This window comes from Providencia sp. PROV076 (assembly GCF_028483405.1).
Lineage (GTDB): Bacteria > Pseudomonadota > Gammaproteobacteria > Enterobacterales > Enterobacteriaceae > Providencia > Providencia huaxiensis.
Genome location: NZ_JAMPRR010000025.1, coordinates 1 through 25,655, shown reverse-complemented (window position 1 = coordinate 25,655; position 25,655 = coordinate 1). Strand labels below are relative to the sequence as shown.

Annotated in this window: 23 protein-coding genes; 11 read left to right on the top strand and 12 right to left on the bottom strand. The window is 41.2% G+C overall.

What is annotated here, in order from left to right; genetic code table 11:
- Nucleotides 1-56 precede the first annotated feature (56 nt).
- Both PSF67_RS16075 and PSF67_RS16070 read left to right on the top strand, forming a co-directional pair.
- Nucleotides 57-779 carry a hypothetical protein gene (locus PSF67_RS16075; protein WP_102139432.1) on the top strand — a complete coding sequence of 241 codons (723 nt, stop codon included), beginning with the start codon at nucleotides 57-59 and terminating at the stop codon, nucleotides 777-779.
- 4 nt (nucleotides 780-783) lie between these two features.
- Nucleotides 784-1,482, top strand: coding sequence for a hypothetical protein (locus PSF67_RS16070; RefSeq protein ID WP_272677252.1), 699 nt, complete (start codon nucleotides 784-786; stop codon nucleotides 1,480-1,482).
- A gap of 55 nt (nucleotides 1,483-1,537) precedes the next feature.
- On the opposite strand, the gene PSF67_RS16065 is transcribed toward PSF67_RS16070, so the two are convergent.
- Both PSF67_RS16065 and PSF67_RS16060 read right to left on the bottom strand, forming a co-directional pair.
- Nucleotides 1,538-2,365 (bottom strand): phosphoenolpyruvate hydrolase family protein, encoded by an 828-nt coding sequence (locus PSF67_RS16065; protein ID WP_206276232.1) that lies wholly within the window; start codon nucleotides 2,363-2,365, stop codon nucleotides 1,538-1,540.
- A 12-nt stretch (nucleotides 2,366-2,377) separates the two neighbouring features.
- Nucleotides 2,378-3,595: a Tm-1-like ATP-binding domain-containing protein gene (locus PSF67_RS16060; protein WP_195697628.1), complete on the bottom strand. Its 1,218-nt coding sequence runs from the start codon at nucleotides 3,593-3,595 to the stop codon at nucleotides 2,378-2,380.
- A gap of 376 nt (nucleotides 3,596-3,971) precedes the next feature.
- On the opposite strand from PSF67_RS16060, the gene PSF67_RS16055 reads away from it, so the two are divergent.
- Together PSF67_RS16055 and PSF67_RS16050 are read left to right on the top strand one after the other, a co-directional pair.
- On the top strand, nucleotides 3,972-4,595 hold the full coding sequence (locus PSF67_RS16055; RefSeq protein ID WP_102139428.1) for a TetR/AcrR family transcriptional regulator: 624 nt from the start codon (nucleotides 3,972-3,974) through the stop codon (nucleotides 4,593-4,595).
- A 221-nt stretch (nucleotides 4,596-4,816) separates the two neighbouring features.
- Entirely contained in the window at nucleotides 4,817-5,866 is a 1,050-nt protein-coding gene (locus PSF67_RS16050) for an AbrB family transcriptional regulator (protein WP_102139427.1), read from the top strand.
- A gap of 59 nt (nucleotides 5,867-5,925) precedes the next feature.
- Here PSF67_RS16050 and PSF67_RS16045 read toward each other — a convergent pair whose 3' ends face one another.
- Complete coding sequence (locus tag PSF67_RS16045; protein ID WP_102139426.1) at nucleotides 5,926-6,273, bottom strand: YacC family pilotin-like protein; 348 nt, start codon at nucleotides 6,271-6,273, stop codon at nucleotides 5,926-5,928.
- A gap of 240 nt (nucleotides 6,274-6,513) precedes the next feature.
- Here PSF67_RS16045 and cueO point away from each other — a divergent pair, with 240 nt between their 5' ends.
- Together cueO and hpt are read left to right on the top strand one after the other, a co-directional pair.
- Nucleotides 6,514-8,145 (top strand): multicopper oxidase CueO, encoded by a 1,632-nt coding sequence (gene cueO, locus PSF67_RS16040; RefSeq protein ID WP_206276233.1) that lies wholly within the window; start codon nucleotides 6,514-6,516, stop codon nucleotides 8,143-8,145.
- A gap of 126 nt (nucleotides 8,146-8,271) precedes the next feature.
- Nucleotides 8,272-8,808: a hypoxanthine phosphoribosyltransferase gene (gene hpt / locus PSF67_RS16035; RefSeq protein WP_102139424.1), complete on the top strand. Its 537-nt coding sequence runs from the start codon at nucleotides 8,272-8,274 to the stop codon at nucleotides 8,806-8,808.
- 99 nt (nucleotides 8,809-8,907) lie between these two features.
- Here hpt and can read toward each other — a convergent pair whose 3' ends face one another.
- Nucleotides 8,908-9,561 (bottom strand): carbonate dehydratase, encoded by a 654-nt coding sequence (can, locus tag PSF67_RS16030; protein WP_102139423.1) that lies wholly within the window; start codon nucleotides 9,559-9,561, stop codon nucleotides 8,908-8,910.
- A 257-nt stretch (nucleotides 9,562-9,818) separates the two neighbouring features.
- On the opposite strand from can, the gene PSF67_RS16025 reads away from it, so the two are divergent.
- Both PSF67_RS16025 and PSF67_RS16020 read left to right on the top strand, forming a co-directional pair.
- Nucleotides 9,819-10,760 (top strand): ABC transporter ATP-binding protein, encoded by a 942-nt coding sequence (locus PSF67_RS16025; RefSeq protein WP_004913716.1) that lies wholly within the window; start codon nucleotides 9,819-9,821, stop codon nucleotides 10,758-10,760.
- Nucleotides 10,757-11,527, top strand: a complete 771-nt coding sequence (locus PSF67_RS16020; RefSeq protein ID WP_004913713.1) for an ABC transporter permease — start codon at nucleotides 10,757-10,759, stop codon at nucleotides 11,525-11,527. The genes PSF67_RS16025 and PSF67_RS16020 overlap by 4 nt, the downstream gene beginning before the upstream one ends.
- Nucleotides 11,528-11,652: 125 nt before the next feature.
- Here PSF67_RS16020 and panD read toward each other — a convergent pair whose 3' ends face one another.
- The 7 genes from panD to sfsA form a co-directional block, all read right to left on the bottom strand.
- On the bottom strand, nucleotides 11,653-12,033 hold the full coding sequence (gene panD, locus PSF67_RS16015) for an aspartate 1-decarboxylase (protein WP_102139422.1): 381 nt from the start codon (nucleotides 12,031-12,033) through the stop codon (nucleotides 11,653-11,655).
- 337 nt (nucleotides 12,034-12,370) lie between these two features.
- A complete protein-coding gene (panC, locus tag PSF67_RS16010) occupies nucleotides 12,371-13,234 on the bottom strand; it encodes a pantoate--beta-alanine ligase (RefSeq protein ID WP_102139421.1) in 864 nt (287 codons plus the stop codon).
- 30 nt (nucleotides 13,235-13,264) lie between these two features.
- Nucleotides 13,265-14,056 (bottom strand): 3-methyl-2-oxobutanoate hydroxymethyltransferase, encoded by a 792-nt coding sequence (gene panB, locus PSF67_RS16005; RefSeq protein WP_102139420.1) that lies wholly within the window; start codon nucleotides 14,054-14,056, stop codon nucleotides 13,265-13,267.
- Between the two features lie 58 nt (nucleotides 14,057-14,114).
- Complete coding sequence (folK, locus tag PSF67_RS16000) at nucleotides 14,115-14,606, bottom strand: 2-amino-4-hydroxy-6-hydroxymethyldihydropteridine diphosphokinase (RefSeq protein WP_102139419.1); 492 nt, start codon at nucleotides 14,604-14,606, stop codon at nucleotides 14,115-14,117.
- A 17-nt stretch (nucleotides 14,607-14,623) separates the two neighbouring features.
- A complete protein-coding gene (pcnB, locus tag PSF67_RS15995; protein WP_272677254.1) occupies nucleotides 14,624-15,970 on the bottom strand; it encodes a polynucleotide adenylyltransferase PcnB in 1,347 nt (448 codons plus the stop codon).
- A gap of 728 nt (nucleotides 15,971-16,698) precedes the next feature.
- Entirely contained in the window at nucleotides 16,699-17,154 is a 456-nt protein-coding gene (dksA, locus tag PSF67_RS15990; RefSeq protein WP_004260494.1) for an RNA polymerase-binding protein DksA, read from the bottom strand.
- Between the two features lie 195 nt (nucleotides 17,155-17,349).
- Nucleotides 17,350-18,060, bottom strand: a complete 711-nt coding sequence (gene sfsA / locus PSF67_RS15985) for a DNA/RNA nuclease SfsA (RefSeq protein ID WP_102139417.1) — start codon at nucleotides 18,058-18,060, stop codon at nucleotides 17,350-17,352.
- Between the two features lie 99 nt (nucleotides 18,061-18,159).
- Between sfsA and hrpB the strand changes: the two genes are divergently transcribed.
- Both hrpB and mrcB read left to right on the top strand, forming a co-directional pair.
- The gene (gene hrpB, locus PSF67_RS15980; protein WP_272677251.1) at nucleotides 18,160-20,619 is read left to right on the top strand and encodes an ATP-dependent helicase HrpB; all 2,460 of its coding nucleotides are present in this window, start codon (nucleotides 18,160-18,162) and stop codon (nucleotides 20,617-20,619) included.
- Nucleotides 20,620-20,801: 182 nt separating this feature from the next.
- Entirely contained in the window at nucleotides 20,802-23,327 is a 2,526-nt protein-coding gene (gene mrcB / locus PSF67_RS15975) for a bifunctional glycosyl transferase/transpeptidase (protein ID WP_206276236.1), read from the top strand.
- Nucleotides 23,328-23,783: 456 nt separating this feature from the next.
- Here mrcB and hemL read toward each other — a convergent pair whose 3' ends face one another.
- Nucleotides 23,784-25,073: a glutamate-1-semialdehyde 2,1-aminomutase gene (gene hemL / locus PSF67_RS15970; protein WP_102139445.1), complete on the bottom strand. Its 1,290-nt coding sequence runs from the start codon at nucleotides 25,071-25,073 to the stop codon at nucleotides 23,784-23,786.
- Between the two features lie 213 nt (nucleotides 25,074-25,286).
- On the opposite strand from hemL, the gene erpA reads away from it, so the two are divergent.
- Nucleotides 25,287-25,631: an iron-sulfur cluster insertion protein ErpA gene (erpA, locus tag PSF67_RS15965; RefSeq protein ID WP_004260480.1), complete on the top strand. Its 345-nt coding sequence runs from the start codon at nucleotides 25,287-25,289 to the stop codon at nucleotides 25,629-25,631.
- Nucleotides 25,632-25,655 lie beyond the last annotated feature (24 nt).

Below are 25,655 nucleotides of genomic sequence, written 5' to 3'. Positions count from 1 at the left end.
TTTGTATTATCAAGTAGCTTATTAATAAAGTGGTATTGATGGCATGGAGTGAGGTAATGGTAAAGCCACCAAGGAGTGGGAAAGATAAAAGCCAAGGTTTTTTCCCAAAACAATCTTCAGTAAAAAGTGTGAAGGAGAATTCGCACTCTTTCAGTATTCTTCGTGCTTTTTCTAAAATAATAAACTACGGTTTTTCATTATTTTATGTTGGTTTTATTTTATCGGTATGGTTTTTTCCTGAATACTATACGGTAGAAATTATTTATAACCTGACATTGATCCTGATTTTTGAATTTATTTTAGTTCACTCGGGCGTCTTTATGGCGGTATTTCGTGATTGGAGAATATTAACGTTATTTGCTCTTTTCTATGGTCTTTTTGCACTGGCCATTAATATGTCAGTATTAGGTGATTCCCCATTAATTTTATATTTATACAGTGCCACTGTTGCAAATCGAATGCTTTTTGGTTTAACCAGCCGAACAGAGCAAGAACGTTCAGAAAATATGGGCTATTCAGCATTAATGGCACTTAATTTTATGTTCTGTATTTTCTCAGTGTTAATTTTATCTTTCCTCGTGCCTTATGGCGGGTTAACGCCTGAATATTTAAGGTCTATTGGCTATTATTCGAGTATCTCTAGCGGTGGTGAATTCCCAGATAAACCCCATGTGGCTTTTGCCTTTGGCGTGCTCTACTTTGGTATGCCTGTATTTATGGCTTGCTTAATGCATTTTTTATGCAAAGGGCATTCTATTTACCAGGAAAAAGGGAAATAACTTTGTGGCTAGAAAGATAAAAAAAAGGAAAACTCCTCGCAAAAATACGTCGACTATAGGGACGAACAAAAAACATTATTTTCTTGAATCAGAAGAACCGCAAGGAATAATGGGGACGTTGCCAACATTGGTTGAGCACGGGCTCACTATTTTTTATATTGTATTTTTGTTGTCACTTTGGTTTTCACCTCAATGGTCTGGGGTGGCTGTTATTTACAACATGGTATTGATTTTATTATTTGAATTTATTTTGATTCATATGAGCACCATGATGGCTGTTGTGGCGAAAGGTTTTTTCTTTATTGTGATTGCCGCGATTTTAGGTGGCGTTGCGTATATTTTTCATACCACACAAATTAACTCCTCTGCGATCCTCTATATTTATGCCGCAACATTAATTAATCGTATTATTATTGGACGAAAACAGGCTAATGATATGAATAGCCATTTTAATGCTTTTGATGAAGGCATTGCCAAATTACGTCATTATGTCGCGTATTTTATTATTATCATGCTGCTTGGTCGTTATTTACCGCAAGGTGGGTTAACGGAACAGTATTTGGAGCAAAATAACTATTATGGCATGCTCAAGATGACTGGAGCGACAGAAAACCCATTAATGGTTATCCAATTTGGGGTTTTATATTATTCGACATCATTACTCTGGGTGTTATGGCGCTATTTAAACCCAGCTAAAAAATAAAAAAAACGCCTACCGAAGTAGGCGCCTGGTGTTGGCAAAACATAAAGTAAAAAAACTAACGTGTAATTGATTTAAATTTTTGTGTGGTGGCAGTTAATGCTACTTCTGTTGGTAAACGCTCCATTGAGCTGGCACCATAGAAACCATGGCAATCAGGGCAGTTGGCTAAAATGTATTCAGCATCTTCAGGGGTGGCTATCGGGCCACCGTGGCACAGAACAATCACATCTTCGCGTACTGCTTTTGCCGCTTTTGCCCATTCATTGATTAGTGGAACGCAATCCTTGAGCGTCAGTGCGGTTTCAGCTCCAATATTTCCCCCGGTCGTTAACCCCATATGTGGCACAATAATGTCAGCCCCGGCTTTAGTCATTGCAATTGCATCTTCAGCACTAAAAACGTAAGGCGTAGTGAGTAAATCTTTCTCATGAGCGAGGCGGATCATCTCAACTTCTAACCCATAGCCCATTCCTGTTTCTTCTAAATTGGCGCGGAAGTTACCATCAATTAGCCCGACGGTAGGGAAATTTTGTACCCCTGCGAAGCCTGTTGCTTTGATGTCATCGAGGAATTTATCGAATTGGCAGAATGGGTCTGTTCCATTCACACCGGCAAGGACAGGAGTATGTTTCACCACGGGCAAAACTTCTTTTGCCATATCCATAACGATTTCATTTGCATTGCCATAGGCTAATAAGCCTGCAAGTGAACCTCTACCTGCCATGCGATAACGGCCTGAGTTATAGATAACGATTAAATCGATACCGCCCGCTTCTTCACACTTAGCTGATAGCCCTGTTCCTGCGCCACCACCGATGATTGGTTCTCCCCGAGCAATCATGTCTCTAAATTTTTTTAATAAATCTGCGCGGTTATGTTTCATAGTTAACCTCTATTATTTGTTCAAAATTTCCTGGTGAAGCTGAATAACCTGGTCACAAAACTCGGAGGAGTTAATATGATAAGGACTCAAAATAAGCTGTCTTTTCTCTGTTATGATTAGATTTTCGGTTAAAGCATCAATGAAGGCTTGGTCTGCGATAGGATCCCAAAATGGAGCACCGTCAATATCTAATGCCGAAAACCCTGCTGTTGGAATAATAAAGCGCACTTCACCGTGACAACGATTTAATTTTTCTGCAATCCAACGACCCATTTGTTGGTTTTCTTCTTTGGTCGTTCTCATTAAAGTGACTTGAGCATTGTGGTGATAAAACAAGCGATCTTGACAGTGTTCAGGCACGCTGGAAGGACGGCCGAAATTCACCATATCCAAGGCTCCACAAGACATCACACAAGGGGTCTGAGTACGCTCAATAGCACCGAAACGGTCTTCATCACAAGCCAATACGCCACCAAATAAGTGGTCACACACTTCGGTGGTTGTAATGTCTAAAACTGAATGCAGTAATTGGCTATCAATCAGTTTTTCCATGGCTTTACCACCACTGCCTGTCGCATGGAAAACTAGACAGTCATATTGCGCCTCTAACTGTGTTGTAAGTTGTTGTACGCATGGGGTCGTTACCCCGAACATGGTGAGTGCAATTGCTGGTTTTAAGTCATGCGGTTGTTCTTCGTCATCAAACCAAACAGCTCCTGCGATTTGATTGGCTGCATTTTTTAATACTTTGCGAGAAATGATATTCAAACCTGATACATCAGTGACGGAATACATCATTGAAATATCACTCGCACCGATATAACCAGAAATGTCCCCTGAAGCCATAGTGGAAACCATTAATTTTGGAATACCCACAGGCAATACTTGCATGGCCGGTGTGATGAGAGCTGTTCCTCCTGACCCGCCTAAGCCAAGAATAGCGGCAACATCTGTTTGTGCGGCAAGATAAAGGCTGAAAGCATGTGCCATGGCTTCAATGGCTTTACCACGGTCACCGCAGAAAACGGCTTCAGTGCCGAGCGGATGAAAACTAGCAACGGTATGTGCGCTGATATCTGCGTTTTTTTCTAATTGCGTTGGCTGTGTTGTCAGGTCAACGGTACGTACCGCTAATCCGGCGTTTTTGATTAATTCACTGACATAAAATAGTTCAGCACTTTTAGTGTCAAGCGTCGTTACAACATAAATAAAACCCGGATGTTTTTTTATAGAACAACCCTTTCAGAGTAAAACGAGCGTTGAATTTTCCATCATAATGAGACCATGGTATCATTTGGTTTAGTTTTAAAATGAGACCGTAGTCTCATTTTTTGTTTTATTGTGAAAGACATTGGTTGCTAGTATTCATATCCTATTGATAAAATGTAATAAATACTTATTAATAATCTTGAATTACTTCGAATACATGTAGAAGATTAAAAGATTTAAATGTGATTGTTATGATTTTTGCTATTATCGTTGAAATCACCTCCATAGATAAATCTTTTCAAATTATCAATTAAGTATATTTACCTGTTTACACTTATGTGTTTTCATTAACGCTAACTGGCCTTATAGTAAGTGACAGTATTTTAAGGATAAATTAATGTCTAAAACTCACTCACTCTCAGAATACAAAGGGACACGAAAACGGACCTATGTATTATTGGTTACGACAGCTTTAGATTTATTTGAAAAAGGGGCGATGCCTTCTGTTTCTGAATTGGCAGTTGAGGCGGGAGTTTCTCGTGCGACAGCATATCGTTATTTTCCGACACAAGCCGATTTAATTACCGCAACGGTTAATGAAAGTTTAGGTCCTATTTTAACTTGGCGGCCACAAAGTGAGCAAACCGAAGAGCGTATTGGCGAGCTATTAACCTATGCTTTTCCACGTATGTTTGAACATGAAGGTGTTTTGCGCGCCGCACTGCAAGTATCACTACAGCAATGGGCACAGGGGCGAGCTGCTCCACAAAATATTAAAGATAAGCCTCTAGAACGCGGAAATCGTAAAGAAATTCTTGCGATGGTGACATCGCCAATGAAATCAGAATATCCGCAAGAAATTATAGACAGAGTCATTCGAGCTTTTTCTGTTATTTATGGTTCTGAAATATTTTTAGTATTAAAAGATATTTGGAAAATGGATGATGCTCAAGTAACAGAATTAGCCCAATGGATGTCCAAAGCGATTATGAATCAAGCTCGCGCTGATAATATAAAATGAAGAAAACAGTTAAAGTGAAAAATAGTTTTGTTACTATGCTATGTTAATTTGTGTTAGAGAGATTTTTTCAGACTAAGTTAAAATAACTAGATCAAAACCTAATAAATGAATAAATACTGGTAGATGTCACTAAGGGGATAAATAATTAAAAACTAAAGCCATATTGCTTAAATAATGTGATATAAATTAGGGCTATAAAAAGACTTAATGGTTAATACCATATGATGAAATTATTAAAAATGATAGGTGGAATTTCCATCTGTGCTTTAATCGGTGGTGGGCTTACTTATCTTGGAATTCCCCTTGCATTGATGTTTGGCCCGATCATTGCGATTATCATTTTTCATCGTTTTGGTATTTCGTTCGCAATTCCTAAACATACCATTACCTTTGTTCAAGTCACACTGGGAACCTCTGTCGGCTTGATGTTCAATCAAGTATCTCTTAATGAAGCAGACAATTTATTTCTTTTACTATTAATGCTAGTTGTCTGTTTGGCCGTGCAATTTTCGTTCAGCTTTTTTTGGTTTTACCGAAAAGTCGGTTGGACAAAACAAGAGGCAATGCTAGGCTCTGTCCCCGGTGCGATGGCTGCAATTCTCGCATTAACTGACCATACCCATACACCACCCCAAAAAATTGTTATTTCCCATACAATTCGCTTAATTATTCTTATTTTATTAGCAGGTATTGTTGTTGGTAGTGATGGTGATCCGCAACCGATAATCGAATTTCCAGAACTCACATTAGTTTCAACGGGATGGCTACTGCTTATTATTGTTGTTGGTGTTATTTCAGGGATAATTTTACAGCGTTTAAGAGTCCCTGCGCCTTTTATGTTAACGTCATTAGCAGCGGCAACACTCATTCAAGGTTGGGTTGATATCCCATTGAATTTCCCACTGATGTTGACTGAACTCAGTATGGTATTGATCGGGATGAATATTGGTAACCATTTCATTGTTTTTCCACTTTCATCGTTGATTAAAAATATATATTCTTCAGCCCAAGTTGTGGTGGTAAATATCGTGCTGACTTTTCTTATCACGGTATTTGCATCTTGGATGACAGGCTATGATATTTCAGTATTATTGTTAGCTTGGGCGCCGGGGAGTATGGAAGCAATGACATTCGCAGCAATTACCATGAATTTAGATGCGGGCTTTGTGATGTCAAATCATATTATCAGAATGGTGATTATTCAAAGTATTCCATCGATAGCCCTGTTTTGGCAAGAACGAAGGCAAAAAAGGAATAATAATTTAGAGTAAAGAAAGAAAACATGCAGACTATATTTGGGCATGTTTTCTTGATGGGCTTTATCCTCCGCTTATTTTACGTAAGCAAAAAGGCCTAGCGAATCGCGAGCAAGGGACTGACATTTAAACTCGGTGGTAAGTGGTATTCCTTTTAGGTCACTATAACTTTCTTTGTTAAGAGCGGTCATTTTTTCCGCATTATAGTTACTAAGATCCCATTTGTTGCTTTTAGCAAAGTAAACGATAGCACGTTCAATTTCTCTATCAGGGATTTGTGAATACCCACAATCATATTTTAGATAAATAAAAACGGCCGTAAGATCAGCAAGATCTTCAGCTTCGTTGGTAGAAAGAGCTCTGGCAGAATTGGTTATCCCTAACAGAGTCATTAAGCATGACATCAATATAAATTTGCGCATTCGTTATTCTATCTGTTTTCTATGTCAAGTTACGTTAGCATAAGAATAGAATTGTTAGTCAACTATATTTTTCTTAAATCCATGTAATAAACCCACATTTATAGAGTGGCTTTATTGACCTTCCTGTAAGGGGAGGCTTTATCATACCTTCATTAAACCATGTTTTGCTTCGAAAGTGTAATTTGCCATAAATTACCCCTCTGATGATTATTAATTTGATAAATAAAAGGAAGGTTATCAATGCTACGTCGCGATTTTTTGAAATTAAGTGCTATCACATATGCTGCAAGTGCGCTGCCTATTTGGAGCCGCATCGCGGTCGCAGCGGGAAACTACCCTGAACTGGCAATCCCTCCGCTAGTTGAGCCAGATGCACAAGGCAATATTCAGCTAGCTATCCAACAAGGTATTTCGCAGTTTATTCCAGGAAAGAAAACAACGACATGGGGTTATAACGGAAATTTATTGGGCCCTGCGATTAGCTTAAAGAATGGGCAAAGCGTTAATATCAATATTGTGAATCAATTGGCTGAAGATACAACCGTTCACTGGCATGGCTTAGAAATTTCAGGTGAACAAGATGGTGGGCCTCAAGCGATAATTCAGCCGGGAGCAAGCCGTAAAGTGAATTTTACGGTAAACCAAAGTGAAGCGACATGTTGGTTTCATCCACATACTCATGGAAAAACGGGTTATCAAGTCGCAATGGGCTTAGCTGGTCTTGTATTAATTAAAGATGAAGACAGCACAAAGCACGGCTTACCAAGTGATTGGGGCGTTGATGATATTCCTGTCATTTTGCAGGACAAACGCTTAAAAGATGATGGTCAAATTGACTACCAGCTTGATGTGATGAGCGCGGCAGTGGGGTGGTTCGGAGACATCATGTTGACGAACGGAGCTGTTTACCCTAAACATGTTGCTCCAAAAGGTTGGCTACGCTTAAGGTTATTAAATGGCTGCAATGCGAGAAGTTTAAACATTTCCACCAGTGATGGACGTAAAATGTATGTCGTTGCGAGTGATGGTGGTTTACTAGCCGAGCCAGTTGCCGTAACAGAATTACCTATCTTGATGGGAGAGCGCTTTGAAGTCTTAATTGATGCCTCCGATGGTCGCGCATTCGATTTGGTTACGCTACCCGTCGGGCAAATGGGCATGACGATCGCACCATTTGACCAGCCTTTGCCTGTATTGCGTATCGAAACAACGTTGACGAAGGGAGAAGGTGACTTACCATCAACACTTGCAGCAATGTCTGCTATTCCTTCTCTTGCTGGCTTAAACCGTCGTCGTTTCCACTTAATGATGGATATGCGTTTGGACATGCAAGGCATGATGATGTTACGTGAAAAATATGGCGACCAGGCCATGGGTAACATGGGCGGTCATGGTGCAATGATGGGCAATATGAACCACGGTAACATGAATGCAGGCAATATGAACCATGGAAATATGAACCATGGAAATATGAATGGCAAAATGGGAAGTGGCGGCCACTGTGGTTCAGGTTCTGATGGTTTAGATATTCATAACGCGAATACCATTAATGGACAGGTTTTTTCAATGACTCATCCTGCATTCAATGCTCCTATGAATCAACAAGAAATATGGGTCGTTTCAGGGCGTGGCGATATGATGTTGCACCCATTCCACGTTCATGGAACACGTTTTCGTATCCTAAAAGAAAATGGCCAAGCCGTAGAGCCTCATCGCCAAGGTTGGAAAGATATTGTTAAAGTGGAAGGGCAGGTGAGTGAAATTTTAGTCGAATTTAAACACCCTGCAACTCAACAACATCCTTATATGGCTCACTGCCATCTCTTAGAGCATGAAGATACCGGAATGATGTTGGGCTTCACTGTAAGTTAACAGCCACATTTATTTTCAGATAAAATGCAGTGTGAAATTTTAGCACTGCATTTTCCTTTATTAGTATATGCGTGCTGCCTATGTTAAAATTACGTGCTTTCCATTCCCATAGATGCGTAATAGACGATGAAACATACCCTTGAAGTAATGATCTCTGAAGAAGAGATTGCTCAACGAATCAGTGAATTAGCCGATAAAATTAGCGCTCATTATCAAACACTTGATGGTGAATTAGTCCTTGTTGGTTTGCTGAAAGGTTCATTTATTTTTATGGCTGATTTATGTCGTAAGATTGATGTTCCTCATGAAGTCGATTTTATGACCGTTTCAAGCTACGGCAATGCAATGACATCAAGCCGTGATGTTAAAATTGTCAAAGACTTGGACGAAGATATCCGTGATAAACACGTATTAATCGTTGAAGATATTATCGACTCTGGCAATACCTTAAATAAAGTTCGTGAAATTTTCGAATTACGCGGCCCTAAATCTGTTGCTATTTGTACATTGCTGGATAAACCTTCACGCCGAGAAGTACAGGTTCCTGTTGAATGGATTGGTTATTCGATTGAAGACAAATTTGTGGTGGGTTACGGTATTGACTACGCTCAGCAATATCGTCATCTGCCTTATATTGGGCACGTAACGTTATTAGAAGACTAGATCTTCTGAATAAAACGACCAAAAAAGGACAGCATTGCTGTCCTTTTTTGTTGTGCATAGAAGCTCTTATGTCTAAGAGCTTCGAATTAATAATTTAATTTATTTTTTTTGAGTTAATGTTGAAATAGCTTCACGGTAACATAACTCAAGTTTTTCTCGGCTGTCAGCAGTAATATGTAAGTCGTGTAACCGGCCATTATTAATCCCATATACCCAACCGTGGATCATCACTTTCTGGCCTCGTTTCCATGCAGATTGCATGATGGTTGAATGCCCTAAATTATAAACTTGCTCAACGACATTTAATTCACATAAACGGTTAAGACGCTCGCAAGGTTTTAGCTCACCTAACATAGAGCTATGTCTGTACCAAATATCTCTTATGTGTAATAGCCAGTTATTAATTAAGCCAAGTTCGGTGTTATCAACCGCTGCTTCAATACCACCGCAGCCGTAGTGGCCACAAATAATGATGTGCTCAACTTGTAAGACATCAACGGCATATTGAATGACTGATAAACAGTTTAGGTCAGTGTGAATAACTAAGTTGGCAACATTACGGTGCACAAAAAGGTCGCCAGGTGCCGCGTTAATTAATTTTTCTGCAGGTACTCGGCTGTCAGAGCAGCCTATCCATAAGAATCTCGGCTTTTGCGCTTTTGATAATTCTTTGAAGAATTCGGGATCTTGTTCATTGACTGATGCTGACCATGCTTCATTGTTAGCAAACAGCTCTTCGATTTTTCTCATCATGACTTATAGCCTAGTTGTGTTACTTTGCGATAAAATCTTATACAACATTTATTGATTAATTAATAATTAGTTATACTAATTTCAACATCCTTATGATGAACCTGTCTTTTAGTCAAGACAACCCTAAATTCATAACGTATTGAATTATATTGTATAAACTAATTATCTCTTTTCTGCATAACATAGTGCAGAAAAAAGTGGCATCATGGTGATATATTGCCTTCAAATCGTCCTAAGAATAAAGGTTTTTTTTACATATGACATATGCACTTGAGTTATCGCAATTAACCAAAACCTACCCAGGTGGTGTAAAAGCCCTGAAAGGGATTGACCTGAGCGTTGAAGACGGTGACTTTTACGCATTGTTGGGGCCAAATGGCGCGGGTAAATCAACCACGATCGGGATCATTAGCTCGCTGGTGAATAAAACGAGCGGTTCTGTAAAAGTATTTGGTTATGATTTAGAAAAGCAAGTTGTGCAAGCAAAGCAGCAACTTGGATTAGTGCCTCAAGAGTTTAATTTCAACCCATTTGAAACGGTATTACAAATCGTTCTTAACCAAGCCGGTTATTATGGGGTCACGCGCTCTGTTGCTGTACAACGTGCAGAGCAGTACCTGACCCAACTTGATTTATGGGAAAAGCGTGATGAGCGGGCTCGTAATTTGTCCGGTGGTATGAAACGCCGCTTAATGATAGCCCGTGCGTTGATGCACCAACCAAAGCTATTAATTTTGGATGAACCCACCGCGGGTGTTGATATTGAACTTCGCCGTTCAATGTGGACATTCTTAAAGAATCTTAACGCTCAGGGAACGACAATCATTTTAACCACTCACTATTTGGAAGAAGCTGAAATGTTATGCCGTAATATTGGTATTATTCAACACGGTGAATTAGTTGAAAATACAAGTATGAAGCAATTACTGAGTCAATTAGAATCAGAAACCTTTATTTTTGATTTAATGCCAAAAAGTCCGATCCCTCAATTATTAGGGTATGAATCACGTTTGATAGACACCTCAACACTTGAGGTAGATGTCAAAAGAGAGCAAGGTCTAAATAGTGTTTTTAGCCAATTCAGTGAGCAAGGTGTTCAGATTTTAAGTATGCGAAATAAAGCAAATCGGTTAGAAGAGTTATTTGTTAACTTAGTCAAAAGAGAAAGTAATGCAACCGAGAAGGAGATTGCAAGATGATCTCACTATATTGGGTCGCATTAAAAACCATTTGGATAAAAGAAGTCACGCGGTTCGGCCGTATTTGGATACAAACATTATTACCACCTGTGATCACCATGTCGCTCTATTTTGTGATTTTTGGTAACTTAATTGGTTCAAGAATTGGTGATATGGGCGGTGTGGATTATATGCAGTTTATCGTCCCCGGGCTGATCATGATGGCGGTGATCACTAATTCATATTCAAATGTTTGTTCTTCTTTCTTTGGCTCTAAATTTCAGAAAAATATTGAAGAATTACTCGTTGCCCCTGTTCCGACGCATATTATTATCGCAGGTTTTGTTGGTGGTGGTGTTGCTAGAGGGATTTTAGTCGGCTTTCTCGTCACATTGGTATCGTTATTTTTTATTCCATTGCAAGTGCATTCATGGGCAATGGTAGTTATAACGTTATTACTAACCGCAATTGTGTTTTCCCTTGCTGGTTTATTAAATGCCATCTTCGCTAAGACATTTGATGATATTAGTATTGTTCCTACCTTTGTATTAACACCATTAACGTATTTAGGCGGTGTGTTTTATTCGTTGTCACTGCTCCCCCCGTTTTGGCAAGCCGTCTCTAAACTAAACCCAATTGTGTATATGATCAGCGGCTTTCGTTATGGCTTTCTGGGAATAGCTGATGTTTCTATCGCGATTACATTAGGCGTCTTAATGATTTTTTTAGTCGTCTTTTATGCATTAACATGGTTCCTAATTGAGCAGGGTCGAGGCCTCAGAAGCTAAATTTTAGGGATGAAATTGTGTTAAAAAAACGGCTTTTGATACTGAATGTAATCAAAAGCCGTTTTTTATTGAAATGTATATAAATGGTGTTATTAATCAATTTATTGGGTAAGCAAAGACCCAAATTATGCCACTTGGACTGGAACCGCTTTTGCTAGGCGACTCATTTTATTATTTTCATCAAAGTAAGCTACTTTTGGTTTATGTAAGCGAGCGTCTTCATCTTCTATTTGCACATAAGAGCAAATAATCAGTTTATCACCAACCGCAGCGCGGCGTGCAGCAGCACCATTAACCGAAATAATTTTTGAACCACGTTCGCCCGAAATTGCATAAGTTGAAAAACGTTCACCGTTATCAACGTTGTAAATATCAATGGCTTCGTATTCAATGATCCCAGCGGCATCCATGAAGTCCTGATCTATTGCACATGAGCCCTCGTAGTGTAGGTCTGCTTGTGTAACAGTGACTCGGTGGAGTTTGCCTTGTAACATTCTTCTTAACATTTTTTCTTCCTCATTTGGCTCACAGCGTTGTTGGTGGCGCTCACTCACCCTCGTCACATACTTATGTATGCTCCTAGGGACTCGTTTACTTACCGCCTAGCTGTGAACCAAATGAGTTTGAAAAAAATAAAAGCCATTCGGAACACAGCGTTGTTGGTGGCGCTCACTCACCCTAGTCACATACTTATGTATGCTCCTAGAGACTCGCTTACTTACCGCCTAGCTGTGAACCAAATGAGTTTGAAAAAATAAAAGCCATTCGGAACACAGACATTGAATTAACGCTATAAACACTGTAATTGCAGTGTGTTATTTCATTTTTATAATTGATTTATTTTTATGCAATATCGCGTTGCAGGTCAACTTGTAAATTGTCAATAAGACGCGTTTGACCTAACCATGCAGCCATTAAAATAACCGCACGTTTACTCGGCTCACCAAGTGGTAATAATGTATCTGCATCGCGAATAAATAGCTCATCAGGGGTAAAACCGGCTTCACGTAAGCTATTATTCATCTCTTCGATAATAACCTCAGATGCGTTAGGCTCAGCGACTAATTTTTCACCCGCTTGTTGCATAATTTGATACAGTTTAGGCGCTGTTTTTAGCTCTTCCGCTGACAAATTGTTGTTGCGTGAACTCAATGCTAAGCCATTTTTGGCTCTAACCGTTGGGACACTAACAATTTGAGTATCAAATGATAAGTCAGCGACTAATTTGCGAATTAATTGCAACTGTTGGTAATCTTTTTCACCAAACAAAGCAATATCGGGCTGTACTAAGTTGAACAGCTTAGTGATAACCGTTGCGACACCTCTAAAATGACCGGGACGGCTTGCGCCTTCTAACATCGTCGATAACTCGGGAACGTCAACAAAAGTCTGTTTTTCCATCCCTTCTGGATAGAATTCTTGCGGGGAAGGGGCAAAAACTAAATTGATATCACGACGCTTTAATTTTTCGCAATCTTCTTGCAAAGTCCGTGGGTAATTGGCTAAATCAGATTGCCTATCAAATTGCATTGGGTTTACGAATACACTGGCAATCACAATATCAGCTTGTTTTTTCGCTTGGTCAATGAGTGTTAAGTGACCATCGTGTAAATTACCCATCGTAGGGACAAGTGCAATACGTTTACCTTCTTGTTTCCAGCGGCGAATTTCACGGCGTAAGATAAGTGCCGTTTCAACGATAAGCATACGTGAGTTCCTTATAATTACTGGCATCAATTAAGAAAAAGAATGTGCTTCACTTGGGTAAATGCCATCTTCCACTTCTTGGATATACATACGAATAGCATCATGAAGGTTGCCTGCTTGAGCTAAAAAGTTTTTAGCAAATTTAGGCGCTCGTGCGGTAATACCCAGTGCATCATGCATAACAAGGATTTGTCCATCAGTTCCATTTCCTGCGCCAATACCAATCACCGGTAATAGCAACTCTTCAGAAACATGGCTCGCTAATGCGGTTGGAACACATTCGAGAACCAATAATTGGATACCTGCATTTTCTAGTGCAATCGCATCTTTGAGTAATTGATTTGCCGTGACCTCATCGCGTCCTTGGACTTTATAGCCGCCAAGAACGTTGACGGCTTGTGGTGTTAAACCGAGATGACCACACACAGGAACAGAGCGTTCTCCTAGCATTCTTACGGTATCACATAACCAACTGCCACCCTCAATTTTCACCATGTTTGCACCGGCTTGCATCAAAATTGCTGCATTAGCACAAGCTTGTTCTGGTGTGGCGTAACTCATAAATGGCATATCTGCAATAATGAAGGCGTTTGGTGCACCTTTGCGAACGCATCGGGTGTGGTAAGCAATTTGCTCGACAGTAACTGGTAAAGTAGATGATTCACCTTGGATCGTCATTCCCAGTGAGTCTCCAACGAGCATCACTTGAATACCTTGCTCATAAAATAATTGAGCAAAGCTTGCGTCATAGGCAGTCATAGTTGCAAATTTGTGTTTGTCTTTTTTAAACTGACATAAATCAGCCAGAGAAATTGGTTTCATTATAATAACCTCCGGAAATGATCTCCCTGCGACCATACCTCATAAGAGGTTGAACATTTTAGGCTGGAATATCCCAAAATGTTAGGCCATTTCGAGGGACTTGTGTGAGTCTTTCTGAAAGCTTTTCGCCATCAGGAAAAACAAGGGAAGGGGCGATTTCACTAAGCGGATACAACATAAACTCACGCTCTTTTAGCCCATAATGTGGAACAATTAACCGTTCAGTATTGATAATACGGTTACCAAAAAGCATGATATCGAGGTCAAGAGTTCGTGGACCCCAACGTTCCTCTTTGCGAACACGACCAAGCTCAAGCTCGATTTTTTGTGTGTGGTTGAGGAGTATTTCTGGCTCAAGACTTGTTTCGAGTAGTACAGCCAGATTCAGAAAATCTGGCTGGTTTTGTGGACCTAGTGGTTTAGTTCGGTACACAGAAGAGGTAGAAACAACACGGCTATTGGGAATCGCATCTAATGCTGCAATAGCTTGTTGTGCCTGTAATAGCGGCTCACCAAGGTTACTTCCTACAGCAATATAGACTTGTTCCATTGTATTCTCTCTATCAATTATGACTTATTCGACCGGCGTGCACCTGTTCCACCTTGTGATGAACGTGGGCGATGGCGACGGCGAGTGGGTGCGTTGCCTAATTCCGAAATCATTTCACGCTGTTTGGTATTATTCGCTTGTTGAAAATCAGCCCACCATAATGCTAACTCTTGTAGCTCGTTGCGGTGCTCAACATTGGCCCTTAATTCTAATAAATCAAACGCGGCACGGAATTTCGGGTGCTCCATTAATTTATTGGCACGACGACCTTGGCGACGAGGTAAACGTAATTGCAACAACCAAATATCACGCATCGTGGTTGTAATGCGTTTTGGGATCGCAATCGAACGGCACTGTTCATCTAAAATATCATTCATCGCAAGGGCAAAGGCATCATAATAGGCTAGCCCGCCTTCTTGAGAGAGCTTTTCAGCATGCTCTGTAACTGGGTACCATAACATAGCCGCAAATAAAAAAGCAGGGTTAACACGCTTATCATTTTTTAATCGGAAGTCAGTATTTTTAAGGACTTGCTCAATGATTTTTTCCATTGGCGAATCACTGTTATCCGTAAAGCGGCTTGCGACAACAGGGAAAAGCTGCTCAAACAAACCATATTTTTTGAGCATTTTATAGGTATCGTAACCTTGGCCTGCTTGTAGTAATTTGAGTGACTCTTCAAATAACCGAGCAGATGGAATTTCTCTCAATAAATGAGCAAGTTGGTAAATTGGCTCTGCAGTTTTTGGTTCGATGCTCATATTTAATTTGCAGGCGAAACGTACCGCTCTTAGCATTCTGACTGGGTCTTCACGATAGCGTGTTTCTGGGTCACCAATTAGACGAATAATGCCAGCTTTGAGGTCAGTTAAGCCATTAACGTAGTCACGTAATGTGAAGTCTTCAATATTGTAATATAGGCTGTTAACGGTGAAGTCCCGACGGATCGCATCTTCCTCAATGGAACCAAAGATGTTATCGCGTAACAACATGCCATTTTGTGCTTGTGCAGATAAGTTTTTGTCATCTGATGCACTTTGGTCATGGTGGCCACGGAAAGTTGCAACTTCAATAATTTCGGGGCCAAACATAATGTGTGCTAGGCGGAAACGGCGACCAACTAGACGGCAATTACGAAATAATTTGCGGATCTGTTCTGGTGTTGCGTTTGTCGTAATATCGAAGTCTTTAGGTTTTTGGCCTAAAAGCAAATCACGCACACCCCCACCCACTAAATAGGCTTCAAAGCCACTTTTATTTAAGCGATACAGCACTTTTAACGCATTATCACTGATATCACTGCGTGAAATAGGGTGTTCGGAACGCGGGATAACAGTAATGTTTTCTTCGTTTACGGTTGTCATTGTAGGGCGCTTCTCAGGTGTTGAATCGGCACGTTGAGATTGACGAACCGTTTTTCTAATAGGGGTTGTTTTATGGGGTTGAACGGTGTTCTGCTCTTTAGATGCGGTTTGCGCATGAGCAGAATGAGTGACTGGCCTTTTACCGGCTGCCTGACTATCTCGCGAAGGATCACGATGTTTTACTACATCTTCAGGAGATGCATCTGTATTGCGAGATAAAATATTACGGCAGAAATTTGCTACTCGGTTAAAAATAGTACACCTCGATGTCATTACCAATATTCATTAAACAAAATAAGCGGCTAATCATAGCTCACAGAAGTTTCTTTGAGAATGGTTAAACGAATAAAAGTCGTCTCTAATTATAAACGTTACCAATAAAATTTACGCAAAATAATAGCGCAAAAAGCTTTCTTGCTATAGGTGTATAGGGTTAGAAGCCTTATTTTAAGCGTTTTTCTGTTATTAGATTATCGTTCAAATTCACACTATGGGGTTAAAAGATAGCATAAGCTATTTCCGTAAAAAATTACGCGAAAGTAAATATTTATCTTATTTAAAGGAACATGATAGGACGTTATCGCCAGCCAATTGGCAAAAAGATGCGAGAAGGATAGATTTTACGTGATAGCTAACGCAAGGAATAGGCTCTGAGCGGAACATAACAGAATGTGGAGTTCCCTTGTAACGGCGCAGTAATATGCGCCGTTTAGGACTCCATACAGACACTAGCCAGCCATTTGCTTTTCGCGAATTTCAGCTAATGTTTTACAGTCGATACATAAATCAGCGGTAGGACGGGCTTCCAAACGACGGATACCAATTTCTACACCACATGATTCACAATAGCCAAAGTCGTCATCTTCAACTTTTTTCAGCGTTTTTTCGATTTTCTTAATCAGTTTACGTTCACGGTCCCGGTTACGTAATTCAAGGCTGAATTCTTCTTCCTGAGCGGCTCTATCAACGGGGTCTGGAAAGTTAGCTGCCTCATCTTGCATATGAGTAACAGTCCGGTCCACTTCATCTCTGAGTTGATTGCGCCATGCTTCGAGAATGAGCTTAAAATGCGCCAACTGGGCCTCGTTCATATACTCTTCGCCAGCTTTTTCATGATAGGGTTCAACCCCAGCAATGGCGAGAATGCTTAAGGACGATGTCTTACGTTTTTGCCCTTCTTGCATAATGCTTCTCCTACACACGCAAATTTTACAAAAACCCCAAGGGGGAAAAATTAAGGTCGCTATAAATAGCAGAAGACTGCTCTCTTGGCAATCGTTCCTGCAATGAGTTTTGTAATGCTGTGAGGGCGAGCGTGTTTATTCCCTTTTTAGCGCCCAGAACTCTGCGGCCTCGTATAAAAATCGGTTAAAAAAACTTTATTTAATAGAGTTAAAGTGAATCTGCTTACTTAACACCATTTGTTGAACAGTTATATCAGCTTGATAACAAAGCACTTCAACACCACTTTGTCTCGCTTCCTCCAATAATAGCGCATATTGTTTATCAATATGTGCCGCTGCAGATGCTACGTGAATACCTGTATGTAAAGCAACAAACAATAGTATGGCTCTTTTTCCTTCTTTCGCAATATACATTAGTTCTCTTAAATGTTTTTGGCCCCTAAGTGTCACAGCGTCAGGAAAAAAACCTTGATTATTTTCGAGTAAAGTTACTGATTTTACTTCGATAAAGCAATCGGGTAATCCATTTTGCGTGAGATAGAAATCGATTCGGCTATTTTCTGTGCCATATTTGACTTCAGGTTTTATTACGCTGTATTCGGATAATTCTGGAATGTGTTTTTCGGTTAAGGCTTGCGCAACTAATTGGTTCGCACGAAGGGTATTAATGCAAATAAAATGACCATTTGCTGTTTGGGTTAACTCCCAGCTATACGGGTATTTGCGTTTTTTATTATCGGACGTTGAATACCAGATGGTATCACCCGGGGTTGCACAACCTGTCATAGCGCCCGTATTCGCACAGTGAATTGTTATTTCTTCACCGCTCGGTAAAGTCACATCAGCCAAAAAGCGCTTGTACCGCTTAATTAAAGTGGCAGGTTGTAAGGCGGGTTCAAATTCCATGGGATCTCCGCTAGGGTATCGGTAATATGCTTACTGGCAAAAGAGGCTAATGCTACAATGTCTGACAGCAAAAGTTAAATATATGGAGTGATAGCCCCAGTGTTACCGATATTCGAAGTTTGTGAGGACATACTTACCGCGTTAATGGCTTCACCTCAGGTATTGCTTCATGCACCTACAGGTGCAGGTAAATCAACCGTTTTGCCGCTAGAAATATTAAAGAGTGGGGTTATTAATGGACGGGTTATCATGTTGGAGCCTCGTCGCTTAGCAGCACGTTCAGTGGCGGCTCGTCTTGCACAGCAACTTGGCGAAGAAGTCGGTCATACCATTGGTTTACGCATGCGCTCTGAAACTAAAGTTAGCCGCCACACTCGTCTTGAAGTGGTGACCGAAGGCGTACTGACCCGCTTACTGCAAAATGATCCCATGCTTGAAGGGGTTGGTTTAGTCATTCTAGATGAGTTTCATGAACGAAATTTACAGGCAGACCTCGGCCTAGCCTTGTTAATTGATTCACAACAAGCCTTACGTGAGGATTTACGTATTCTGTTGATGTCAGCGACACTAGATAATCAAGGGCTGTCCCAGCTGTTTCCTGATGCTCCGGTTATCACTTCTCAAGGACGTACATTTCCCGTCATACGTGAGTATCATCCAATTAACCCAAATAAACTCTTTCATAAAGAAGTCGCATTGGCGGCTTGGCAATTATTACAGCAAGAGCATGGGTCTTTACTATTATTTCTTCCAGGTATGGGGGAAATCGAGAAAGTAAGAGCAGAACTCGCTTCGATGGTAAGTGAGGACATACTTTTATGTCCTTTATACGGAGCATTAACCCTACAAGCCCAGCAACAGGCGATACAGCTGGCACTAGAAGGAATGCGGAAGGTCGTATTAGCCACTAATATTGCGGAAACCAGTTTAACGATTGAAGGCATCCGCCTTGTGATGGACAGTGGTTTTGAACGTGTGGGTCAATTCAACCCAAGAACAGGACTGACAAAGCTAATTAAACAGCGAATCAGCCAAGCATCGATGGCGCAGCGAGCTGGTCGAGCTGGCCGTTTAGAAACGGGTGTTTGTTGGCACTTATTGAGTGAAGAGCAGGCTGAGCGTGCGGCACAATTTAGCGAGGCCGAAATTGCGCAAAGTGACCTGAGCAGCTTATGGTTATCTTTATTACAGTGGGGGTGCTACGATGCAGCCCAGCTGAATTGGCTGACTTTACCCCCGAAGCCTGCAATATCTGCGGCAAAAAATTTACTGGGTAAATTAGGTGCTATTGATGCAGCTGGTAAGTTAACGCCTTTTGGGCAGCAGATGGCGGAGTTAGGTAGTTCAGTACGAACAGCGGCAATGTTATGCAAAGCACAACAAAGCCAAAATCAGCATGTTATTCAATTAGCTGCACTACTGGTGGCGATTATCGAAGAACCTCCTCGTCAACAAGATGCGGATCTTCGCTATTGCATAGAAAGGCCAACAGAGGGGTGGTGTAAGAGAGCATCAGCACTTTGCGAACAAAAAGTGCCGAGTACCATTGGTCAGCGAGATGCGCTCATTAGTGAGTGGTTACCAACGTTGCTGGCTACAGGGTTTCCCGACTACATAGCAAAATCTCGAGATAACCAACAACGTTACCAATTAGCGAGTGGCTTAGGGGCGACGTTGGGTGAGTCAGATAGACTAATGGGGACTCCGTGGTTAATAGTGGTGTCTTTATGGCAACCTGAAAATACAGCGGATGCGCGTATTTCTTTGGCTTACCCTGTAGAGATTGACAGGTTACAAGCAGATTGCCCATCACTGTTTAACAAGCAAGAAACGGTCGAATGGGATGAACAAAAAGGGACATTATTAGCTTGGAAGCGCTTGCAATGCGGTCAATTAGTGGTGAAATCAGAACGTTTAAGCAACCCAGATAAGACTGAGGTTCGCCAAGCGTTGGTGTATTGGTTGAAGCAAAATGGCTTACAGCAGCTAAATTGGCAGGAAGATGCATTACAATTATGTGTCCGTTGTACGTTAGCTAAGCAGTATTTTCCCGATGTTGACTTGCCAGATTTTGATGATACAGCTCTATTGGATTCGCTGGGTGAATGGCTTGAACCCTATCTTGATGGCATAACAAATAAGCAAAAACTACAGCAAATTGATTTAGCTTCTTTATTAATCAATCGATTGGATTGGCAGCAACAGCAGTGGTTAGAAAGTATGTTTCCGAAAACTTATCGAGCGCCATCTTTACATGATGTAAGTATTTACTACGCGTTAGATAAGCCACCAGTGGTAGCGATTCGTATGCAAGAGATGTACGGGGAAAAAACGAACCCGACAATAGCACAAGGAAAAATAGCAGTAACGATATCTCTACTGTCTCCTGCCATGCGGCCGTTGCAGATCACGCAAGACCTTGGTGCGTTTTGGCAAGGCAGCTATAAAGAGATACAAAAAGAGATGAAAGGGCGTTATCCAAAACATTTATGGCCGGATGACCCCGCAAATACTGCGCCAACAAGGCAAACAAAAAAAGCGATGATGGGTGCGAAATAGCCTATTTTTATGCTCTAATAGCGAGTTTCCTTATTCAGCCAATTGATAGGCTAAACTGAGTAAGGAAATGTAATTAAGAGCTTTCTTTGGTGAAATCTCTGAGGTTATGGGCCAAAATTAACCACTAAACTGGCATAACGAGTGAGTTATTAAGATATTTTGTAAGGTGATATGGAGCGACCATGTCAGGTAAAGATTTTGAACCAATCGGCAGACGTAACAAAAAAACTGCTGGGAAAAAACAATCTTCATCCCGCCGTCGTAGAGACCGCGATGACTATGATGATGAAGATTTATTCGAACATGATGATATTGATGAACAATATCTCGATGATGAAGATGAAGAAGAAGAGCAAATGGCTAAAAAAGGCTCAAGAAATAACAAGCCTCGAAAGGTAAAAAGTAAATGGCGTTGGTTTTGGCTGCTCGTCAAACTGATGATCGTGTTTGCTGTTCTACTCGCGGCATATGGTTTTTATTTAAATCAACAAATTAAAGAACGTCTTGATGGTAAGGTGTGGGATTTACCCGCAGCCGTATACGGCCGAATGGTTAACCTCGAGCCAGGTATGGACTACAGCCAGGCAGAAATGGTTCGCCTACTTGAAGGCATGCAGTACCGTAAAGTGAGTAAGATAACAACGTCAGGCGAATTTGTGGTGCGCGGTAATAGCATCGAAATCTTACGCCGGCCGTTTAATTTCCCTGATCAAAAAGAGGGGCAAATACTTGCTCGAATGGTGTTTGAAAATAATGCCTTGAGCAAAATTGAAAATATGGAGAACGGTCGCTCATTTGGCTTTTTCCGTTTAGACCCGAAACTGATCACGATGATGCAGTCGGCGAATAATGAGCAACGGTTAGTTTTACCGATATCTGACTTCCCCGAATCTCTAGTTAAAATCTTACTAGAAACCGAAGATCGCAACTTTTATGAGCATGATGGCGTCAGTTTGTACTCTATTGGCCGTGCTGTTGTTGCTAACTTAAGTGCAGGACGCTCCGTTCAAGGGGGAAGTACATTAACCCAACAGTTAGTCAAAAACTTATTTTTAACTAATGAACGCACATTAAAGCGTAAAGCTAATGAAGCGTATATGGCGATTTTACTGGACTACAACTACAGTAAAGAACGTATTTTAGAGCTGTATTTAAACGAAGTCTTTTTAGGTCAAAATGGTAATGACGAAATTCGTGGTTTCCCATTAGCAAGTTTGTATTACTTTGGTCGACCAATCAATGAGTTAAGTTTTGACCAACAGGCTTTATTAGTGGGGATGGTGCAGGGGGCATCAACATATAACCCTTGGACTAAGCCACAAAATGCGATTAAACGCCGTAATATCGTGCTGAAAATCTTGGAAACACGTGGCGTGATTGACCAAGAAATGTATCAGGTACTCAGCGCAAGGCCTCTTGGGGTGAAAAACAAAGAAGGGCTGGTGGCTTCTCAACCTGCCTTTATGCAAATGGTTCGTTTAGAACTCAATGAGAAATTGGGCGATAAAGTTAAAGAACTCTCGGGCGCGAAAATTTTTACTACCCTAGACCCAGTTGCTCAAACTGCGGCTGAAAATGCAGTTGAAAATGGTGTCGCTGATTTACGTAAATCTCGTAAATTGGATGATATCGAAGGGGCAATCGTGGTGGTTGATCGCATTAATGGCGAAGTTCGCGCGATGGTTGGTGGTTCTCAACCGCAGTTTTCAGGTTTTAACCGCGCGTTAAATGCACGACGTAGTATTGGTTCCCTAGCAAAACCACCTGTCTACCTCGCGGCATTAAGTGAACCAGACCGCTACCGTTTAAACACATGGCTAAAAGACGAGCCACTAACAGTGAAGGTTGGGAATCAAAACTGGAGCCCAAGAAACTACAGCCGCAATTTCAACGGCCGGATGATGTTAGTAGACGCTTTGGCTAAATCACAGAATATCCCAACGGTAAATCTAGGTTTAGAAGTTGGCTTAGACCAAGTGTTTAACACCTTTGTACGCTTAGGGGCTCCTGCAGCGGCTATGGAAAAGGTTCCCGCTATGTTCTTAGGTGCGGTTAATTTAACACCAGCGGAAGTTGCCCAAGTATTCCAAACCATTGGCGGTAATGGTAATCGTGCGAAATTGTCGGCATTACGTTCAGTCATTGACGGAGATGGTAAAGAGATTTACCAAAGCTACCCATCTGCTGAGCGAGCAGTACCTTCTCAAGCGGCATACCTCACACTGTATGGTATGCAACAAGTGGTTAAACAAGGTACGGGCAGAGTCTTGTTGTCTAAATATGCGAAGTATAATTTAGCCGGTAAAACAGGGACAACTAACGACCTACGTGATAGCTGGTATGCAGGGATTGACGGCAAAGAGGTCGCAATTGTGTGGGTTGGCCGTGACAATAATGGCCCAACACAATTAACAGGAGCAACAGGCGCACTGAAAGTGTACCAACGCTACTTAGATAACCAAGCACCATTAGCACTTATCAACCGCGCACCAGAGGGCATTGTTGATATGCAAGTCACAGCTGATGGCCAATTAAGTTGCTCAAACTTTGGCGGCGGTAGAATGTTGCCGATTTGGACGGATAACCCAGAAGGGTTATGCCAAGCGTCTGAAAGTGAAGCTCCAGTTTGGGATCTAAATGGCAATAATGGCGAGCAGCAAGGTGATGCGCCGGATTGGGTTAAGGATATGTTTGGCAATAACCCCTAAATTCTCGTCATATTTCAAGTTGTGACTGTGTTGGCTTCATTCGTCAACCCTAGTCACATACTTGTGTATGCTCCTAGAGATTTCCTTATTTGCCGCCTTGCCACAACTCGAACTATTTAGAGAATTAATTAGTTGGTGAGTTGCTTATTTGAAAGGCTAATTATTTGAGTGCTAATTAGTTAGGGCGTTGTGGTGTCAGGCTCTTCTCGTCATATTTCAAGTTGTGACTGTGTTGGCTTCATTCGTCAACCCTAGTCACATACTTGTGTATGTTCCTAGAGATTTCCTTATTTGCCTCTTACGACAACTCGAACTATTTAGAGAATTAGCTGGTGAATTAATTATTTTAAAGGCTAGTTAGGGAACTGTGGTGTCGAACCTAGAGTTATCTATTCTTAGCTATAAAAAAATAGAGGTGAAATTGGATAAATTTCACCTCTATAACATCAATGTGAATTAATTCTTTTTAATTTTCATCAATGCAGTTTCTGCGGCTTTGATCGTTTTCTCAATGTCTTCATCGCTGTGTGCGATAGACATAAAACCTGCTTCAAAAGCAGAAGGCGCGAGGTAAATACCTTGCTCTAACATGTAATGGAAAAATTTCTTAAAGCGCTCAACGTCGCATTTCATCACATCTTGGTAGCAAGTTACGGTTGGGGCGTCGGTGAAGAAAATACCAAACATGCCACCGACGTGATTGATAACCATCGGGATACCTTGCTCTGCGGAAACACGTTTTAAACCACGAGCTAACTTTTCTGTTAATTCATTTAAACGTGAGTGAACACCCGGTTGAGAGACTTCTTTTAAGCAAGCAAGACCTGCAGCCATCGCGACAGGGTTACCAGATAAGGTCCCTGCTTGGTAAACAGGCCCAATTGGTGCTAGTTTTTCCATAATTTCAAGGCGGCCACCGAAGGCACCAACAGGCATACCACCACCGATGATTTTACCTAAACAGGTTAAATCAGGCTGAACGTCATAGTAATCTTGTGCTCCACCTAATGCGACACGAAAACCTGTCATAACTTCATCAATGATGAGTACGGCATTGAATTCATCACATAATGCACGTAAACCGGGTAAAAATTCAGCTGTTGGTGGTACGCAATTCATATTTCCAGCAACTGGTTCAACAATCACGCATGCAATATCTTCTGGGTAATTTTCAAATGCTTTGCGAACTGAAGCTAGGTCATTATAGGTACAAGTTAATGTGTGTTTTACAAAATCTTCAGGTACACCCGGGGAGTTAGGTTCACCCATAGTAAGTGCGCCAGAGCCCGCTTTGACTAATAAGCAGTCTGCATGGCCGTGGTAACAACCTTCAAATTTGATGATTTTGTCACGGCCGGTGTAACCGCGCGCCAGACGAATTGCGCTCATGGTGGCTTCAGTACCTGAATTCACCATACGTACCATATCCATAGAGGGTACTAATTCACAAACTAATTCAGCCATTTCAACTTCGGCGGCAGTCGGTGCACCAAAACTTAACCCTTTATGAACAGCTTTGATCACGGCATCGCGGATCTCAGGATGGTTATGGCCTAATACCATCGGTCCCCATGAGCCAACGTAATCCACATAGGCTTTACCATCAACGTCATAAATATAAGCGCCATCCGCTTTTTCAATAAATAATGGGGTTCCACCAACACCATTAAAAGCACGAACAGGGGAGTTTACACCCCCAGGAATTTGTTCTTTTGCTTGTGCGTAAAGTTTTTCAGATTGTGACATCGCAGGGCTCCAGAAAGAGGCTAAGAAAAAAATTGCTCTCATTCTAAAGCACCACACCAATTAAACCAAATGTTGAAACGAAGATATGCACAATGTGTCTAATTGCGTAACAACACTTGAACGATTTAGTCAAGTGACGGATAATTAGGTTAATTGATCTGAGTAGGCTTTTGCCTACACATGAATTTACCGGTCACCGGTTTGGAGTAAAAAATGAGTGATGATGCAGCTCTGCCATTGCAATTTACTGATGCGGCAGCAATTAAAGTTAAAGATTTAGTCTCTGATGAGGACAACCCAAATCTGCGTCTGCGTGTTTATATCACTGGTGGCGGATGCAGCGGTTTCCAATATGGTTTCACCTTCGATGACCAAATCAACGAAGGCGATATGACCATTGAAAAGCAAGGTGTTGCTCTGGTTGTAGATCCAATGAGCCTACAGTATTTGGTAGGTGGAAGTGTTGATTATACTGAAGGCTTGGAAGGTTCGCGTTTTATTGTCACTAACCCGAATGCTAAGTCTACTTGTGGGTGCGGTTCGTCCTTTAGCGTCTAATTTTCGTCATATTTCAAGTTGTGA